The 16,718-nt window shown below is 37.8% G+C and carries 19 protein-coding genes; 7 read left to right on the top strand and 12 right to left on the bottom strand.

Annotated features, from left to right (window positions below; translation table 11 throughout):
* Positions 1 to 104: 104 nt before the first annotated feature.
* From DM558_RS14030 to DM558_RS14010, 5 genes are all read left to right on the top strand, one after another.
* Positions 105 to 488 (top strand): YgiW/YdeI family stress tolerance OB fold protein, encoded by a 384-nt coding sequence (locus tag DM558_RS14030; RefSeq protein WP_109703945.1) that lies wholly within the window; start codon positions 105 to 107, stop codon positions 486 to 488.
* Between the two features lie 352 nt (positions 489 to 840).
* Entirely contained in the window at positions 841 to 1,224 is a 384-nt protein-coding gene (locus DM558_RS14025) for a YgiW/YdeI family stress tolerance OB fold protein (protein ID WP_127164523.1), read from the top strand.
* 127 nt (positions 1,225 to 1,351) lie between these two features.
* Positions 1,352 to 2,014 (top strand): response regulator, encoded by a 663-nt coding sequence (locus DM558_RS14020; protein ID WP_127164522.1) that lies wholly within the window; start codon positions 1,352 to 1,354, stop codon positions 2,012 to 2,014.
* A complete protein-coding gene (gene qseC, locus DM558_RS14015) occupies positions 2,011 to 3,354 on the top strand; it encodes a quorum sensing histidine kinase QseC (protein ID WP_127164521.1) in 1,344 nt (447 codons plus the stop codon). Before DM558_RS14020 ends, qseC begins: the two co-directional genes overlap by 4 nt.
* A 148-nt stretch (positions 3,355 to 3,502) precedes the next feature.
* Entirely contained in the window at positions 3,503 to 4,135 is a 633-nt protein-coding gene (locus DM558_RS14010) for a PadR family transcriptional regulator (RefSeq protein WP_127164520.1), read from the top strand.
* Positions 4,136 to 4,262: 127 nt separating this feature from the next.
* Here DM558_RS14010 and prfH read toward each other — a convergent pair whose 3' ends face one another.
* The 7 genes from prfH to mdtD form a co-directional block, all read right to left on the bottom strand.
* A complete protein-coding gene (gene prfH / locus DM558_RS14005) occupies positions 4,263 to 4,874 on the bottom strand; it encodes a peptide chain release factor H (protein WP_127164519.1) in 612 nt (203 codons plus the stop codon).
* Positions 4,871 to 6,010 (bottom strand): RNA ligase RtcB family protein, encoded by a 1,140-nt coding sequence (locus DM558_RS14000; RefSeq protein ID WP_127164518.1) that lies wholly within the window; start codon positions 6,008 to 6,010, stop codon positions 4,871 to 4,873. Before DM558_RS14000 ends, prfH begins: the two co-directional genes overlap by 4 nt.
* A 271-nt stretch (positions 6,011 to 6,281) precedes the next feature.
* Positions 6,282 to 6,908: a GDSL-type esterase/lipase family protein gene (locus tag DM558_RS13995; RefSeq protein WP_228411764.1), complete on the bottom strand. Its 627-nt coding sequence runs from the start codon at positions 6,906 to 6,908 to the stop codon at positions 6,282 to 6,284.
* A gap of 15 nt (positions 6,909 to 6,923) precedes the next feature.
* A complete protein-coding gene (locus DM558_RS13990; RefSeq protein WP_127164517.1) occupies positions 6,924 to 7,322 on the bottom strand; it encodes a glutaredoxin family protein in 399 nt (132 codons plus the stop codon).
* A gap of 165 nt (positions 7,323 to 7,487) precedes the next feature.
* Positions 7,488 to 8,636: an L-threonine dehydrogenase gene (gene yiaY, locus DM558_RS13985; RefSeq protein WP_127164516.1), complete on the bottom strand. Its 1,149-nt coding sequence runs from the start codon at positions 8,634 to 8,636 to the stop codon at positions 7,488 to 7,490.
* A gap of 256 nt (positions 8,637 to 8,892) precedes the next feature.
* Complete coding sequence (rph, locus tag DM558_RS13980) at positions 8,893 to 9,615, bottom strand: ribonuclease PH (protein ID WP_127164907.1); 723 nt, start codon at positions 9,613 to 9,615, stop codon at positions 8,893 to 8,895.
* Between the two features lie 72 nt (positions 9,616 to 9,687).
* Positions 9,688 to 11,109 carry a multidrug transporter subunit MdtD gene (gene mdtD / locus DM558_RS13975; protein WP_127164515.1) on the bottom strand — a complete coding sequence of 474 codons (1,422 nt, stop codon included), beginning with the start codon at positions 11,107 to 11,109 and terminating at the stop codon, positions 9,688 to 9,690.
* Positions 11,110 to 11,211: 102 nt separating this feature from the next.
* On the opposite strand from mdtD, the gene DM558_RS13970 reads away from it, so the two are divergent.
* Positions 11,212 to 11,445: a YheU family protein gene (locus tag DM558_RS13970; protein ID WP_127164514.1), complete on the top strand. Its 234-nt coding sequence runs from the start codon at positions 11,212 to 11,214 to the stop codon at positions 11,443 to 11,445.
* A gap of 9 nt (positions 11,446 to 11,454) precedes the next feature.
* On the opposite strand, the gene DM558_RS13965 is transcribed toward DM558_RS13970, so the two are convergent.
* The gene (locus DM558_RS13965) at positions 11,455 to 12,690 is read right to left on the bottom strand and encodes a YihY family inner membrane protein (protein WP_127164513.1); all 1,236 of its coding nucleotides are present in this window, start codon (positions 12,688 to 12,690) and stop codon (positions 11,455 to 11,457) included.
* Between the two features lie 111 nt (positions 12,691 to 12,801).
* Between DM558_RS13965 and arsC the strand changes: the two genes are divergently transcribed.
* Positions 12,802 to 13,152, top strand: coding sequence for an arsenate reductase (glutaredoxin) (arsC, locus tag DM558_RS13960; RefSeq protein WP_127164512.1), 351 nt, complete (start codon positions 12,802 to 12,804; stop codon positions 13,150 to 13,152).
* Positions 13,153 to 13,156: 4 nt separating this feature from the next.
* On the opposite strand, the gene hda is transcribed toward arsC, so the two are convergent.
* The 4 genes from hda to DM558_RS13940 form a co-directional block, all read right to left on the bottom strand.
* Positions 13,157 to 13,867: a DnaA regulatory inactivator Hda gene (gene hda / locus DM558_RS13955; RefSeq protein ID WP_127164511.1), complete on the bottom strand. Its 711-nt coding sequence runs from the start codon at positions 13,865 to 13,867 to the stop codon at positions 13,157 to 13,159.
* Between the two features lie 28 nt (positions 13,868 to 13,895).
* Positions 13,896 to 14,978: a 5-(carboxyamino)imidazole ribonucleotide synthase gene (locus DM558_RS13950; protein ID WP_127164510.1), complete on the bottom strand. Its 1,083-nt coding sequence runs from the start codon at positions 14,976 to 14,978 to the stop codon at positions 13,896 to 13,898.
* Between the two features lie 17 nt (positions 14,979 to 14,995).
* Positions 14,996 to 15,484: a 5-(carboxyamino)imidazole ribonucleotide mutase gene (purE, locus tag DM558_RS13945; protein ID WP_127164509.1), complete on the bottom strand. Its 489-nt coding sequence runs from the start codon at positions 15,482 to 15,484 to the stop codon at positions 14,996 to 14,998.
* A 78-nt stretch (positions 15,485 to 15,562) separates the two neighbouring features.
* Positions 15,563 to 16,549 carry a CYTH domain-containing protein gene (locus DM558_RS13940; RefSeq protein WP_127164508.1) on the bottom strand — a complete coding sequence of 329 codons (987 nt, stop codon included), beginning with the start codon at positions 16,547 to 16,549 and terminating at the stop codon, positions 15,563 to 15,565.
* Positions 16,550 to 16,718 lie beyond the last annotated feature (169 nt).

Raw genomic sequence — 16,718 nt, 5'->3', positions numbered from 1 at the left:
TAATAACGCTTAATAATCTCTTAATAATGTTTTGTTTTAATAATACTCAAGCAAATAGGAAAATAACTATTCCAAACCATTCATAAACAGAGAGAGTATTTAACATGAAAAAGATTATCGCCGCTACGTTATTAATTGCATCAACTTCATTCGCTTTAGCTGATGGTTACACTGGCCCAGCCAATCAAGCAACTACAGGTTACACTGGCCCTACGAACTCAGCTGCGCAACTAACAACCGTTAAGCAAGCTAAAACTATGCGAGATGATTCTTATGTAACACTTCGCGGTAAAATAGTTAATCACATTAAAAAAGATAGATTTACATTCCAAGACAGTACTGACTCTATTGTTGTTGAAATCGATGATGATCTTTGGTACGGCACAACCATAGGCCCAAATGATACCGTTGAAATTATTGGTGAAGTAGACAAAGATAGTCCATGGGGTAAAGTTGAAATTGAAGTAAAAAATATGAAAAAAATCTAATTCGACCAGTAAACTAAGCATATAATGGCTGCCACCAATAGGTGGCCATTTTTTTTATAATCAACCATAATATTTTTAAGCCCACTTATACAACCAATTCAAGCATTGTTGCCGTATTAATTATTTCTCCTCTAACAACCTTGCCTTTCCTAGTGTCAAAAAATAAATTTATTTAACTATATTATCTAACCCCCATAACAAAGTATTAGCTTAGTATTTACACGGTCATCGTAATAAATACTAAATTCTGTTTTACCTTAATAATCTTTTAATAATGTTTTGCTTTAATAATACTCAAGGAAATAGGAAAACATCTATTCCAAACTATTCATAAATAAAGAGAATATTTAACATGAACAAGATTATCACCGTCGCTTTATTAATTGCATCAACTTCATTTGCTATAGCTGATGGTTATAATGGCCCTACTAATTCAGCTGTAGGGGGTTATACAGGGCCAACTAATACTGTGGCTCAATACGTCAGTGTTAAACAAGCAAAATCGATGTCAGACGAAACCTATGTAACACTAAAAGGTAAAATAGTTAATCACATTAAAAAAGATAAGTTTACCTTCCAAGATAATACCGATACCGTTGTTGTCGAAATTGATGATGATCTTTGGTATGGCACAACTATAGGCCCAAATGATACTGTTGAAATTATCGGAGAAATTGATAAAGATGGTCCATGGAGTAATGTAGAAATTGAAGTGAAGAATATGAAGAAATTATAATCAAGTCCTAGAATAAATATTCCAATGGCTATTGCTTCTCAATAGCCCTCTTTTATAAAAAGACTGCCTAGTCCCTGCACTTAACCGCTATAATGAATAACGTAAATACACCTCATGTGGATCTATTATGCGAATCTTATTGATTGAAGATGATAAATTAATTGGCGATGGCATAAATGTTGGGCTTGGCGCTTATGGCTATTCTGTCGACTGGTTTTCTGATGGTTTTCAAGGGCGGCAAGCGCTTGCTATGGCAGATTATGATGCAGTCATTTTAGATCTTGGACTACCCAAAATAGACGGTTTAGACATTCTCAGGCAATGGCGCAAAGACGGGCATAAAGAACCCGTCATTATTTTAACGGCAAGAGATGCAATAGAACAGCGAGTTAAAGGCTTACAATGTGGTGCTGATGACTATCTATGCAAACCATTTGCCCTAGAAGAGCTAAACGCAAGGTTACAAACCATTATTCGTCGTACTCACGGCCAAACTTCGTCAGAGCTCATCTTTGAAGGCATCAAACTTAATCTTGCTAATCGCCAAGTAACCAAAGGTGATCAAGTAGTCTCCCTCACAACCAAAGAAGTTAATATTTTAGAGCTTTTTTTACTCAATGCTAACCGTTTACTTAGCCGTGAAACGCTCCAAGAAAAAATCTATGCATGGGATAACGATGTGAGCAGTAATACCGTTGATGTGTATATCCACAACCTACGAAAAAAACTAGGCAATAAAGTTATAAAAACAGTATATGGGGCAGGTTATATTTTAGGAAATGAGCAATGAAAAAACTCAGCTTAAAATTAAGGTTTATTATTTACTTCTGCATCGCAACGTTTGCTACATGGCTAGTTGCCACAGGTATCTCCTATATATTATCTAAACAAATTCTTAGAGAAGTATTTGATAGCCAACAAGTCTTGTTTGCTAAACGCCTTGCTTCAATAGATATCAATAAACTGCACGCCAAAGATAAACAATTAATGGACATAAAATCAAAAGCCATTAAACGTTTTGAGTATGATGATGACATCCTTTCTTTTGCGGTATTTAACCTTTACGGTAAAAAAGTTTTTCATGATGATGAAGATGGCGAAGACTTCGTATTCAATGATACTGTATTAAAACAACAAGATCCCGTTTATATGCAAGACACAAAAAAATGGCGCATTATTTGGTTAAGAGCTAAAAATAATACCATTATTGCGGTTGGGCAAGAAAAGGAATACCGTACCGAGATGGCACAAAAAATGGCAATGGCACAAGCATTGCCTTGGCTGATGATGCTAACACTACTAATGATTATCACCATTTTCACGTTATCACGTGAGCTTGCACCACTCAATAAGCTGGCCAAACAGCTCAAACAGCGTCGTCCAGAAGATGATAGCCTTTTACAAAGCAATAATGCGCCCCAAGAGATCCAACCTTTTATCGACGCATTAAACTCTTTATTTACAAAAATATCAGAGATGATAGTACGAGAAAGACGCTTTACAGAAAATGCAGCCCACGAGCTACGCTCACCACTCGCGGCACTTCGTATACAAGCCGAAGTTGCACAAATTGCGACCATCAGTTCAGCACAACAAAAAACTGCACTTAGCAATCTGATGCTTGGCATCGACAGAGCCAGTCGATTAATAGACCAGCTATTAACTCTATCGCGCCTTGATGCTGAAAACAAACAACTCGAAAAAGAGCCTATTGATTGGTCTGCACTGATTAATAGCGAAATTGATTTACTCACTCCCCTAGCGCATAAAAAACAAATAAACATTGATTACCAAGTGATAGAAAGCAACACGACAGCAATGGGCGTACCTCTATTTATATCCTTGCTTATTAGAAACCTGATTGATAACGCCTTAAAATATTGCCCAGAAGGTAGCACGATAATTATTACAGAAGATAAAACATCTATCACCATTGAAGACAACGGCAACGGTGTTGATAAGGAAACTCTAGCAAGATTGGGTGAACGCTTTTATCGCCCTGCGGGAATTGATATTACAGGTAGTGGACTTGGGGTATCTATTGTGAAGCAAGTTATAATACTTCACCACTGGCACATAAGCTTCTACAACCGACCAGAGGGTGGCCTAGGTATTAAAATTAAGACATAAATAAGCTCATGAGTTATTAACCTTATGACGAGATATTAATTCTTTTTGTATTTATTTAGATATATCTGTATTTACTATTCAATCCAAGTATGCTTTAATACGCCAAGATATAGATATATCTAAAAATAATATAGAGCAATTACTATTCATGAAAAACAAATTAGATTACAAAGATCATGGTCATGAACGTCTACACGGTAGACATCATTCAGAAAGAACTGATGGGCATCCTATGCATACGAAAGTAAGAGGTCATCATCCACATGCATCGAGGCGATCTCCAGATAAAGTCAGACTAAAACGCCTCTTTGAGCGTGGTGATTTACAACTCCTTATTTTAGTTCAATTAAAACAAACAGCATCACATGGCTATGAATTGATCAAATCAATTGGACAGTTAACCCACGGTATTTACGAACCAAGCCCTGGTGTAGTGTACCCAACACTCTCAATGTTAGAAGACCAAGGATTAATTCAACAAGAAACGACAGAAAACAGTAAAAAGTCCTATGTCATTACCTCTGAAGGGCTATCACATTTACAACAACATGAGTCAAGACTGACTGTATTAAATGACAGACTTTCTGCTATTCAGAATACCCCAGAGGATATTGATTTCTCTAAACCTATTGAGGAAGCCATTAGAAACTTTAAAATGCTAATGCGTCATCAACTTCGGCACGCACAGCTCTCTCAAGAGCAAATAGAAAAGATTGTATCCATTATTAATCAGGCTACCCAAGAAATTAATCAAATAAGCCACAAGGTAGATACAGAGTAGTTAATACCTACTCCGTATCTATACAATAACCACCGAAAGCCTAGTAGATAGGCTTGCGCAGCGGCTACAATAAGTTAAAATATTTACAGGGTTAACAACTATTCTACTGTTACCCCCTCTGTAAATTCTACTCTATAAAATTTATTTCTTTAAATACCCGTTTTGCATTGCCACGCTCTATTTGGTGATGGAATAAACGCCGCTCCGCTTTATGCTCGCTAGCCATTGATTGTCTTTGACTTTCCAACTTCTGACTTAACAACAAAATCGCTACACGCTTATTAGCATGCTGGCTACGTTCCGTTTGTACTTTGACCGATAACCCTGTTGCTAAATGAGTAGCTCTCACAGCAGAATCCGTTTTATTAACATGCTGTCCACCAGCACCTGAAGATCGCATCGTTTCAAACTTAATCTCACTGTCATCAATGGACTTTACTCCATCAAAACAAGCCACCCCAATAAACCAATTTTTACGCCCATGCTTTGGTCTATAAGGACTTTGACAAATCCACTGAATTGTTCCAACCCATTGATCAACTAATTGAACCGTTTGCTCCCCCTCCACTGACACTAAGACTGATCGCAATGTATCACTATGACGCCCTGTTTCTTGCTCAAGGATGGAAAGCTTTAGTTTAAGTTGCTCTGCTTCCTTGATGAGTTTTTTTAAAGCTTTAGCGACGGCGAAGCAACACTCCTCTGGCCCTTGAGCAGAAGACAATTGAAGCAGCTTCATTTACCCTCCTTTTGCACTTTATACGTCATAATGGGTTTAAATCTTGCTACTAACTCAATAAGCTTCGCGCCGAGTAGCGCCTCAATCACCGTATCAATAGACTTGTAAGCTTGTGGCGCTTCCTCATAAAGTAACTCTCGGTTACTACATATGACACGACTCCCTAACGGTGTTCTCACTAACTGTGCTACCGTATAGCGATGCTTTAAGCGCCCTTTACACTCTGAACGCATCCATTTACGCCCTGCCCCATGAGCTAAAGAAAGTAAACATACTTCGGTTTGCATGGGTTTAACTAGATAACTGTAATCCCCACGGGAACCTGGAATAACAACGAGCCCTTTATCAGAAGGAGCAGCTCCCTTGCGATGCAACCATCCTCGCGAACCATTAATGCTTGAACGCTCAACCATATTATGGCTAATATCAACCAGTTTATTACCTTCTGCCCGTAAGTTTCGTAGTATACGCCGCGCAATTAACTCTCTATTTTGTACAGCAAATAGCAAAGCCGCATTATGCTGATTGAAGTAGTCCTCAGCCTCGGCGGTATTTTCTGCTAACCCATCATGATTATAACGCTCTACATGGTTTCGTAAAATCTGCCCCCCAAGTCCTCTAGAACCACTATGAACAAGAAGTTGTAAGCTTTTTTTAGTTAGACTCAAAGCATCTACTATCTCTTCATCATAAACAGTATCTAAGCTCAATAATTCAGCAAAGTGATTCCCTGAACCAATCGTTGCAGGGGGGAGTCCGTAATCAGATAGATCCTGTTCACAATCTCCCCATAAATTTTGGCATTGTTCAGTCGTTAGGGGTTGATCAATACAACCTAAACGTTTCTCCAGCTTATCGAGATTTAAACCAACGGTTTTAATATCTGTTTGCCAAAGGGACATGCCACAACCAATATCCCCCCCAACCAATGCAGGATAAAAACGTTCGGTAGAAAAAAATGCAGCACCAATAGGATAACCACGCCCAGGATGTAAATCGGGCATCCCGACTACTTTTATCATTCCGGCTAATTTAGCAGTTGTTTGTAATTGTTGGATTGCGCTACCCTCAATCCAAGTATTATCTGATGCTACTAACGATGTAGTATCAGATAATGGACGAATAAAATTGCCCATAGACCTATTCCATCAATAAAATGAATAATTTTTGGCAATAAAAAACATGTCTATATTAAAATAGAATCTTCCTTGCCATTTTGTTTTTTGGGTTGGCAGGTCTAGGCCAAGGATAAGGTATTTTAACCTTGAGATGACCTGCAAAGGATTGTAGTAACACGCATAATATCTCTCCTTTACAGTAGTTGATTTAAAATTTTGCGTAATTTAAAGGATATAAAAAAAGGTGTCAATCATTTAACCACCTTTCTTTATTTAGTTCATCCTTTTATCAGAGTATGCCTAACGCTCGTAATTGAATCACCATCCCGTCTGTCATCTGTTGATAACCTTGAGCATTGGGGTGTATTTGGTCTAACTTTAAGTCTTCATTTCTTAACACATCAGAAAACACTGAATGAATGAGTGGTATATTTTCTTCATCAGCCAACTCACGATAAATTGAAGCATCCGAAGGCTTACCCAAAGCAGCAAAAGGAGATAGTGACGGAACAGCAACTAAAATAGGTAATGCATTCCTAGATTTAACGGCCTGAATAATCGCACGGAGATCTTCTTTTACTGCTTTTACATCACGTCGTTTTAAAAAATCATTGCCTCCCAATTCAATCAGTACAGCTTTAGGTTGATATTGCTCTATGACACTGGGTATACGATTTTTCGCCTGATCTGCCCGCTCTCCCGATATACCCGCATTAATGACATTCCATCCAGTCAATGCCGCAAGCAATGTAGGATAATTCTGAGCTTTCGATACATTATAACCATAGGTCACACTATCGCCAAAGGCCACTACGATATCACCTGAAACTATCTTTGTGTATTGTTCTTGAGGTTTACCACAGGCTACTAGTAACAATACCAATAACGTGATTGTATAATATCTAATTAACTTCATTGAAACCCCGCATTATCAAAGTTTATAACGGTCATCATCCACCAACTGGCGTAGCAATGGCTCATTGTAGCCCCTTATAATACGGCCATCAGCTTCAACCAGAGGAACCCCTCGCCCTTTCAATTCATTATATCGCGCTCTGGCAGCTCTATCTTTTTCAATATCGTACTCGATATAACGAACACCCCGTTGTTTAAATAAATTCCTCGTCTTAGCACAATAACCACACCATGACGTTGCATAAAGGTGAATACTACTTACACTTCTCTGACTTGATGCAGGACTATCAACGCTTCGATATAGACTATTAATACCTTTAGCCAATTCAGTTGATTCTTGGTTAGACACATGAGAGCGTGGCCAAAGAAAGTACCCGCCTAAGACAATTAATACGATTAAAATATATTTGACCATAATGATTACCTATTTAGTCCCTTATGATTATTTATACCATTAAAGCACAATGTCATAAAGAAATAATGGGGCAGATTAATAAACTATAAGTAAAAAGATCGTTTTTATTATTTTTTATTTATTAGAAAAGTAACAAGCTCAAAAGCTTGTTACTTTTTATGGTGATTACATAGCAGATTTAAAAATACCTTCCACTTCAGCTTGATCGCCTTGACGTGGATTAGTAATAGCACAAGCATCTTTCAATGCATTAGCTGCAAGTGTTGGAATATCTTTTTCTTTTGCATTAAGCTCTGTTAAGTTAGCAGGGATACCTACATCTTTTGATAACTTCTTAATTGCTTTAATGCAAGCCTTCGCACCTTGTTTATCCGTCATCTCTTTGACATCAATACCCATAGCCGCAGCAATATCTTTTAAACGGCCAGCACATTTAGGTAGGTTATATTCTTGGACATGAGGCAATAACACAGCATTACAAACCCCATGAGGAAGATCATAGAAACCACCCAATTGGTGAGCCATCGCATGAACATAACCTAAAGAAGCATTATTAAATGCCATACCTGCTAAAAATTGTGCATAGGCCATATTTTCACGGGCTTTTGCATTTTTTCCATCTTTAACTGCTGTACGTAGACTTTCTGCAATTAATGTCACTGCTTTCAATGCACATGCATCAGTGATAGGAGTAGCCGCTGTTGAAACATACGCCTCAACGGCATGAGTCAACGCATCCATACCAGTTGCAGCTGTTAAACCTGCTGGCATACCATGCATCAATGTAGAATCATTAACAGATAAAATAGGCGTTGTATTACGGTCAACAATAGCCATTTTAATATGACGTTTCTCATCAGTAATGATACAGAAACGCGTCATTTCACTGGCTGTACCTGCTGTGGTGTTAATTGCAACAAGCGGTAATTGTGGCTTAGTTGAACGGTCAACACCTTCATACTCACTGATATGTCCGCCGTTCGTAGCACATAGCGCAATACCTTTTGCACAGTCATGAGGAGAACCACCACCTAACGAAATAACGAAATCACATTTATTTTTCTTTAATAAATCTAAACCTTCTTGAACGTTTGTAGTTGTTGGGTTTGGTTTAGTTCCCGCATAAATAGCAGCTTTTATGCCTTCCTTTGTTAATAAGTCCGTGACTTGTTTTGCTACACCAGCTTTATTTAAAAAGTCATCTGTTACAACAAGGGCATGCTTAAACCCATAGCCTTTTAATAAAGGTATTGCATCAGCTAATGAACCATCACCTATAACATTTACTGCGGGAATAAAAAATGTAGTACTCATAAATAGTCTCTCAGTTTCATTACCTTTAACGGTAATTTATGATTAGATATTAATATTCTAACTTACATCATTAACATATCAGATAATTGTTATTATTTATTGATACACATACACTATAACAGAGATTTAATGGTATGAGGCGAATTATTTATGTGGTTTCGTAAACATTAATATCTTCACCCAGAAATAAAAAGTCACCTACTTTTAGCATTTTACTTGAGTAGGCCACTTTGAAAAGTAGCCTACTTATTGAGAATTACTGATCAGCTAAGGCTTGTTTTTGAAGGGTAAATATTTGCTCAACACCTTGTTTAGCAAGTGCTAACATGCTGTTTAACTCATCCGACTGGAACGGTGCACCTTCTGCAGTGCCTTGAACTTCTATAAAACCTCCCGCATCGGTCATAACAACATTTAAATCCGTTTCTGCTTTTGAATCTTCTAAATAATCTAAATCAAGTACAGCTTCACCTTGGTAAATACCTACCGAAACAGCCGCAATGAAATGTTTGAATGGGTCACTCTTTATTAAGCCACGTTCTTTCATGACAGATAATGCATCAACTAATGCTACCGTTGCACCTGTTATTGAGGCAGTTCTCGTTCCTCCATCGGCTTGAATAACATCACAATCAATATGCAATGTATTTTCTCCCAATTTTTTTAAATCGAGTGCGGCACGTAATGAACGACCAATAAGTCGTTGAATTTCTTGGGTACGACCACTTTGTTTACCTTTTGCTGACTCACGCTGCATACGCTCGCCAGTCGAACGAGGCAACATACCATACTCAGCCGTTAACCATCCCTGCCCTGAACCCTTTAAAAATCTAGGAATACCTGACTCAACCGACACAGTGCAAATAACCTTGGTATCACCGAATTCGACTAAGACTGAACCCTCCGCATGCTTTGTATAATGTCTGGTTATTTTTATTGGGCGTAATTGGTTTGCTTGGCGATTACTGGGTCTATTCATCATATATCCTAAATATCTTAATTAAAAACTAACGTCATCATACTACGTATCAAATAGAGATAACATGTTAATCTAGTGGCGTATTTTTTTCTTATATTCTCTACCAATATACTTAGGTAAAAAATAAAAAATCAACGACGAGAATACGGTAAATAATCCAACGGTAAAAAACGTTGCTTGGAATGCGGGTAAAATATCAATGCTGACAGAGGTAGGCCTCTCTCCATTAAAATAAACCAATAAAATAGCAGAAAAAGAAATACCAAAACTGACAGATAACTGGACAATCACCGCTAACAATGCATTACCACTGCTAGCCTGCTCATCTTCCAATTGAAATAAAGTAACAGTATTCATTGCGGTAAACTGAATAGAGTTGATAGCCCCCACTAATCCTAATAAAGTAATTAAGACAATAAAAGGAGTGTCTGCCGTTACAAATATAAAACTACAAATAAGCATACCTAGCAATAATGTATTAGTTGTTAATACCCAACGATAACCAAAGAATTTAATTAAATACTGTACAACTGACTTGGCTATAATCGCAGCGACGGCTAGAGGGATCATCATCATACCCGCATTGGCAGGGGTATAACCTAAAGCAAGTTGTAACAATAAAGGAATTAAGAAAGGCAACGATCCATTACCTAAACGTGCAAACAAATTGCCTGCAAGCCCTAATGAAAAACTACGGACTTTAAAAACAGAAGGAGGAAAAAGAGGATGATCAGTTCGAAGCGCGTGCCACCAATAAGTGATAAAGCAACAGACACCCACCGTAAAGAGTGCAACAATCATCATCGGTTTTAAATGAAAATCTGACAGCCCTTCTAACCCTAAGCTAATCAACAACATTGCACTAGCAAACAGTAAAAAACCAAAAATATCAAACTTACTGGCAATAGTACTTCGTAAGTCTGGCATAAACTTTAGAGCAACAAAACACCCTATAACACCAATAGGAACATTAATTAAAAAAATCCAATGCCATGAAAAGTACTCAACAAGCCCGCCACCTAAAGTAGGTCCCATTAAAGGACCTAACAAGCCGGGTACAGTTACGAAACTCATTACTTTAAGAAACTCATCCCGCGGATAAACCCTTAGAATAACCAATCGCCCAACGGGCATCATTAGTGCTCCACCAAGCCCTTGTATAATACGTCCAACAATCAATATAGGTAATGACCACGAAACAGCGCAGACAATCGACCCTAAAGAAAACAATGCAACAGACGTAAAAAATATTTTCCGTGTACCAAAACGATCAGACACCCAACCACAAATAGGAATAATCATCGCTACCGTAAGCATATACGCAATGACAGCACTTTCCATATTTAATGGACTAACCTTTAAATCATTAGCCATTGAAGGTAAGGCAATATTTAAAATGGTTGCATCAAGGCTCTGCATGAAAAAGGCAATTGCCACAATCCAAGGCAATAATTTTTTTACTCGTGAAGAAACATCAATAGCAGTGATTGGCATAAGAATAAACAACTAACTTTAAAAAAATTTAAGTCTATTTTACGTGCATATTGGATAAAATACTTTATAATTTTCTATAATATACGTAATAAGTTGAAAAACATGATCATTCCCCATCTCTTACTGAATACAGCAATACTCCAAAATCTTATTGAAGACTTTGTCAGTCGCGATGGTACTGATAATGGTGATGACACCCCTCTTTCTGTCAGGGTAGAGCGTGTCAAATATGCGCTAGAGAGGAAGCAAGCATTCATCGTATACGACCAAAAGTCTGAGGCCTGCTCATTGTTATTAAAACAAGATATCCCTCAAGAATGGCTAGATGAGTTATAACCAACTCAACTAATCCATTGCATCTCCCGTATCATCTAAAAACCAAGAGGCCAAACTGCCCTCAAAAATTTTAGATTGCTCTTGCTCAACCGCTCTGAAAGCTTCTTTCATTTTCTCAAACCATGGATCATTCAATACACCAGGAAGCTCTTCTACTTTCGGTAGTGGCCATGGGCTGTTTGCAAGCAAACGTTGAAGAGTATAGTGAGAAATATCACGGCTTAGCACCCACGTATCACCGCGATCAACGGCATAAATAAGGTCTTCTGCTAAGAAGAAATCCAATAGTTTTGCCCACTCATCGCCTGACAAAAACCAGCCTTCTCTTTTAATATCTGAGTAAGTCACGGCCTGACCTTTTAACTGGGCATTATGAAAAACTTTTAATATGTATAAAGCGATCACAAGTTCTGGTACTCGTGGTTGGTTCATCGTACGACGTAGTCCTAAGCAACAACAAAGCTCACACCCAACTAAAACGATAATCCAGGAAACATAGATCCATAATAAGAATAAAGGAACAGCCGCGAATGCACCATAAATCAGTTGGTAACTAGGAAATGCCTTTACGTAAAAGCCAAAAATGGCGCGCGCAGACTCAAGTAATACAGCCGCCACAATAGCGCTAATAACCGCGTGTCGAATAGGTACGTGCGTATTTGGAATCGCCGCATAAAAAAGGGTAAAACCACCTGTCGTAGCAATAAAAGGAACCAACCTTAACAAGTCCGCTACCAACGGATTGCTCACCGTATTAGAGAAAAAGTTTAACGACATAAAATAAGTACTTGCCGCAAAACCTGCTCCTATTAGCAAAGGGCCTAAACTTAACAATGCCCAATACAGTAAAAAGCGTGGTAAGCCACTTCTTGCATTTCTTACCCGCCAAATCGTATTAAAGGCTGACTCAATGGTGACTAACATCATAAAGGTTGTAATGATTAAGAAGACAATCCCTATCCATGTTAAATTTCTTGCTTGAGAAATAAAATCATTGAGGTAGTCAAAAATTTTATCACTAGCTGCTGGCATAAAATTATGCACAATATACTTCTGTATACTTCCCTCAACCCCTTGGAAAGCGGGGATACCCGATATCATAACAAAGACTACTGTCATAATGGGGACAACGGCAAACAGTGTCGTATAAGTTAATGAACCCGCATTTTGAGTACCTCTGTCCTCAAAAAAGCGAATCACTAAAAAGCGTATAAACTGATAAAATGAAACAATCTGCGGCCACATAAACAACCTTTGTTTTAGTAATGAGTTAGGCTAAGATAGCATATCTTCAAAATAATTTAATTATACAACATGTTAACTTGGGTTGATTAATTGATTAAAAAGGCTAAAAAAATGACTCAATATACTTACTACCATAACCCGCGCTGCTCAAAATCGAGACAAGCGCTAGCCATTCTAAATCAACACGGTATAGAACCCACCATCATTAATTATTTAGAAACGCCTCCCGACAAGGCAACATTAAAAACGATCCTAACCCAGTTAGGAATTCCCGCTCGTCAATTACTACGAAAAGGAGAAGAAGAATATAAGCAACTTGGACTCGCTGATGAGTCATTATCAGAAGAAGCTTTAATTGATGCCATGGTAAAACACCCTATTTTGATAGAGCGCCCCATCGTTATAGCCAATGGTAAAGCAATTATTGCTAGGCCACCTGAAAATGTCTTAACGTTAATTTAAACGTTTACCAATTAAATACTTGCTTAACAAATGGAATTGTTAGCTTATGCTTAGCTACCAATGAAGCTTTATCTAGCTGCCCAAGTAAGGCCAGTAAATTTCCCATATCACGATTACTACGCGCTAGAATAAAACTAGCGACCTCATCTGATAGATCAATACCTTTACAAGAAGCGCGTAATTTTAAGGCTTTTACTTTTTCATCATCGCTTAATGGGTGTAATTGAAAAACAAGTGCTAATGACAATCTTGATTTAAGATCTGCTAACTCAATAGCTAAGTTATAAGGCGAAACATTAGCGGCAATTAATAAACCTTTATTATCATCACGCAGTCGATTAAATAAATGAAACAAGGCCTCTTGCCATATTTTATTTCCCACGACTACTTCAATATTATCTAAACAAACTAAATCATAATATTCTAAGTTCTCTAGAATTTCTGGGGTATAACAGATAAGTTCCTCTAACGGTAAATAAATAGCATTCCTACCTGTTAACTGAAATTGTAAACAGGCCGCTTGTAATAAATGACTACAACCTACGCCGTTATTTCCCCATAAATAAATTAGCCGCTCTGCTGATGTTGCCTCAGGATCACACAACTGGTCAAGAAACGTTAGTGCAGCCTGATTATCGCCTGCATAATAATTAGCCAGTGTCATATCATCAGACAATTCAATGCCCAGTGCTAATTGTGTCGACTTATTCGTCATAATCTATGCTCATTAATCGATTGAAGTATTAATGAGACATTAACGCCTCAATTGCTTGTGTTTTCTGTTTTAACTCATCCATCGTTTTACAACAAACAGTTACATGGCCGACTTTACGACCTGGTTTGAATGCTTTACTGTAGTCATGCAAATGGCAGCTTTCTATACTTAACAATCGCTCGGCAGATGGAATGGCACCAATAAAATTCAACATCGCACTTTCTGTATATTTTTGTGTTGCGCCTAATGGTAATCCTGCAATAGCACGTAAATGATTTTCGAACTGACTCGTCACAGCCCCTTCGATCGTCCAATGGCCTGAGTTATGAACGCGGGGAGCAATTTCATTTGCCTTTAATCCCTCATCTACTTCAAAAAACTCAAACGCTAATACACCAACATAATCTAGCTTTTCCAACACTTTGGTAACATAGGCCTCAGCAGTTGCTTGCAAAGGATGTTGCTCACTGGCAACCGATAAATGCAATACACCTTGACGATGCTCATTATGTACGAGAGGGTAAAAACGTATGGCTCTATTTTTACCACGCACTGCAATTAAAGAGACCTCGCCAGAAAAAGGCACAAACCCTTCAAGGATACAAGGAACGCCTCCTAATTCAGCAAATGCATTCGTCACATCTGACTGGTTTTTCAATACTTTTTGGCCTTTTCCATCATAGCCTAGTGTTCTTGTCTTTAAAACAGCTGGCAAACCAATCTTTATAACGGCATTTTCCAGCGCAGTCTGTGATTCCACATTCGCAAAATCAGGCGTTGGAATATCTAAAGATTTAAATAATGTTTTTTCAAACCAGCGATCACGAGCAATACGTAACGACTCGGCATTAGGAAACACAGGCACATAATCACTCAAGAAAGAAACTGTTTCAGCAGGTACGCTTTCAAACTCAAACGTTACAACATCAACCTCTTTAGCCAACTGTTGTAAGGCTTCTTGATCATCATAATTCGCACAAACATGCTCACCTAAGGCACTTGCACAAGCATCTTTTGCGGGATCTAAAAAAACAAACTTCATCCCTAATGAAGTGCCTGCTTGGGCTAACATTTGCCCTAATTGACCACCACCGATTACACCAACTTTCATAACTCGCCTCGATTACTCTATGTTCTTGGATCAGGATTAGCTAATACAGTTTCTGTTTGTTTTTGTCGATAATGATTTAATGCAGTATGATACTCTGGATACTTATTGCCTAATATACTTGTCGCTAAAAGTGCTGCATTAACGGCACCTGCTCTACCTATAGCTAATGTTGCCACAGGAATACCTGCCGGCATTTGTACAATAGATAACAATGAATCAACACCTGATAACATTGATGATTGTACGGGAACACCCAACACAGGTAAATGTGTTTTTGCAGCACACATTCCAGGTAAATGAGCGGCACCACCTGCACCTGCAATAATAACCTCTAAACCTTTTGGTGCTGCTTCTTCCGCATATTGAAATAACAGGTCTGGGGTACGATGTGCTGAAACAACGCTAACCTCATAAGGAATTTTTAGTTCTTCTAACACATCAATCGTGTGGCATAAAGTTGTCCAATCTGATTTAGAGCCCATAATAACACCCACTAACGCACTCATAAATCTAACTCCTCAATCAATGAAAATAATAAACCACACAAAATGCGTGGCTCTATTTTAAAGGCAAATAATAACTTTTTAATGCCTGTTTAACAACCAACGCGATGCAGATAACAAAAAAACGCCCAACCTTGTACAATCTGACTCTTCAAATACTTTTTTATGCCATTCTTTTGAATCCACCTCTATTATCTGCTTCCAATCTAATAACATTGGCTCTAATAGGCTAATCAACTCTTCAATATTTTGCTTTTTCAATAGTGTACATAAGTTTTGCAATGCTTCAACCCAGCTAACTAGACGAGCGGGTTCAGGTTGCCAGTTATAACTTTCCCAATAGTATTGGCTAGCAGCCAAGTAATACTTAACACGATCGTCAAATGAACCCTCAACAAGAGGAACCCCTACCATTATTTTTTTATATACATCAGGATTGATTAAGCGATACCCTCTTTCGGCTTTACTTAAATTACTTGGAATTAAAGGAAATCGAGAAGCTAACTCAATAGCAAAGTTAAGCATTGTATTAGCATTGCCTGATTTGAGCTCTAACTCCAGTTCACAAATCCCTGTTTGTTGATGCAGTGCTTTTACAGTGCCTTGATCAACAGCTACTTCAATCAACGCTTGCTCTCCATCCACATCCCAGATAAACTGGGCATACTGCCTAACAAAGTCTGTTGAAAAAATTGTCATCAATGATGACTTATCAAATCCATGTAGCTTTTCTGGCCAGTAGGGTGAAACTAGTAATGATCTATCCAACTGGGAACTATTTAAGTACCAATCAAACTCATCACGCGCTGAAAAACCTCCTACGCTATTGCCTTTAGACTTAAGTGTCTGAATATACTGCTCACCATCTTTACGCACTCTTAATGCTACATTGGCTTTTGTTAATTGATAATCCGCTGAATCTATGTATTGATTTAACAGCTTTTTTTGTTGCCATATGGCATTGCCATAACGATTAAAAACAGGATTATTTACTATTTTCTCTAACGTTTTCTCTTTAGCCGATAATTTTATTTCTATTTCTCTTAAGCTATTGTCTTGACTAGGCATATCTCTAAATAACTCTTCATTAAATCATAAGATTGAAAGTTATAATGATAACTAACCTTATAAATTGCAAGCTTTTATTAGTACTAGAACAATACATAAATTTAATATATTATTTAATCATTTCGTTAGGTAGTAGGCACTTTTTTAAATTATTGCTGTCTTAGTTAAT

The sequence above is a fragment of the Entomomonas moraniae genome, assembly GCF_003991975.1.
GTDB classification, from domain to species: domain Bacteria; phylum Pseudomonadota; class Gammaproteobacteria; order Pseudomonadales; family Pseudomonadaceae; genus Entomomonas; species Entomomonas moraniae.
This window is presented reverse-complemented; position numbering and strand designations above follow the sequence as displayed.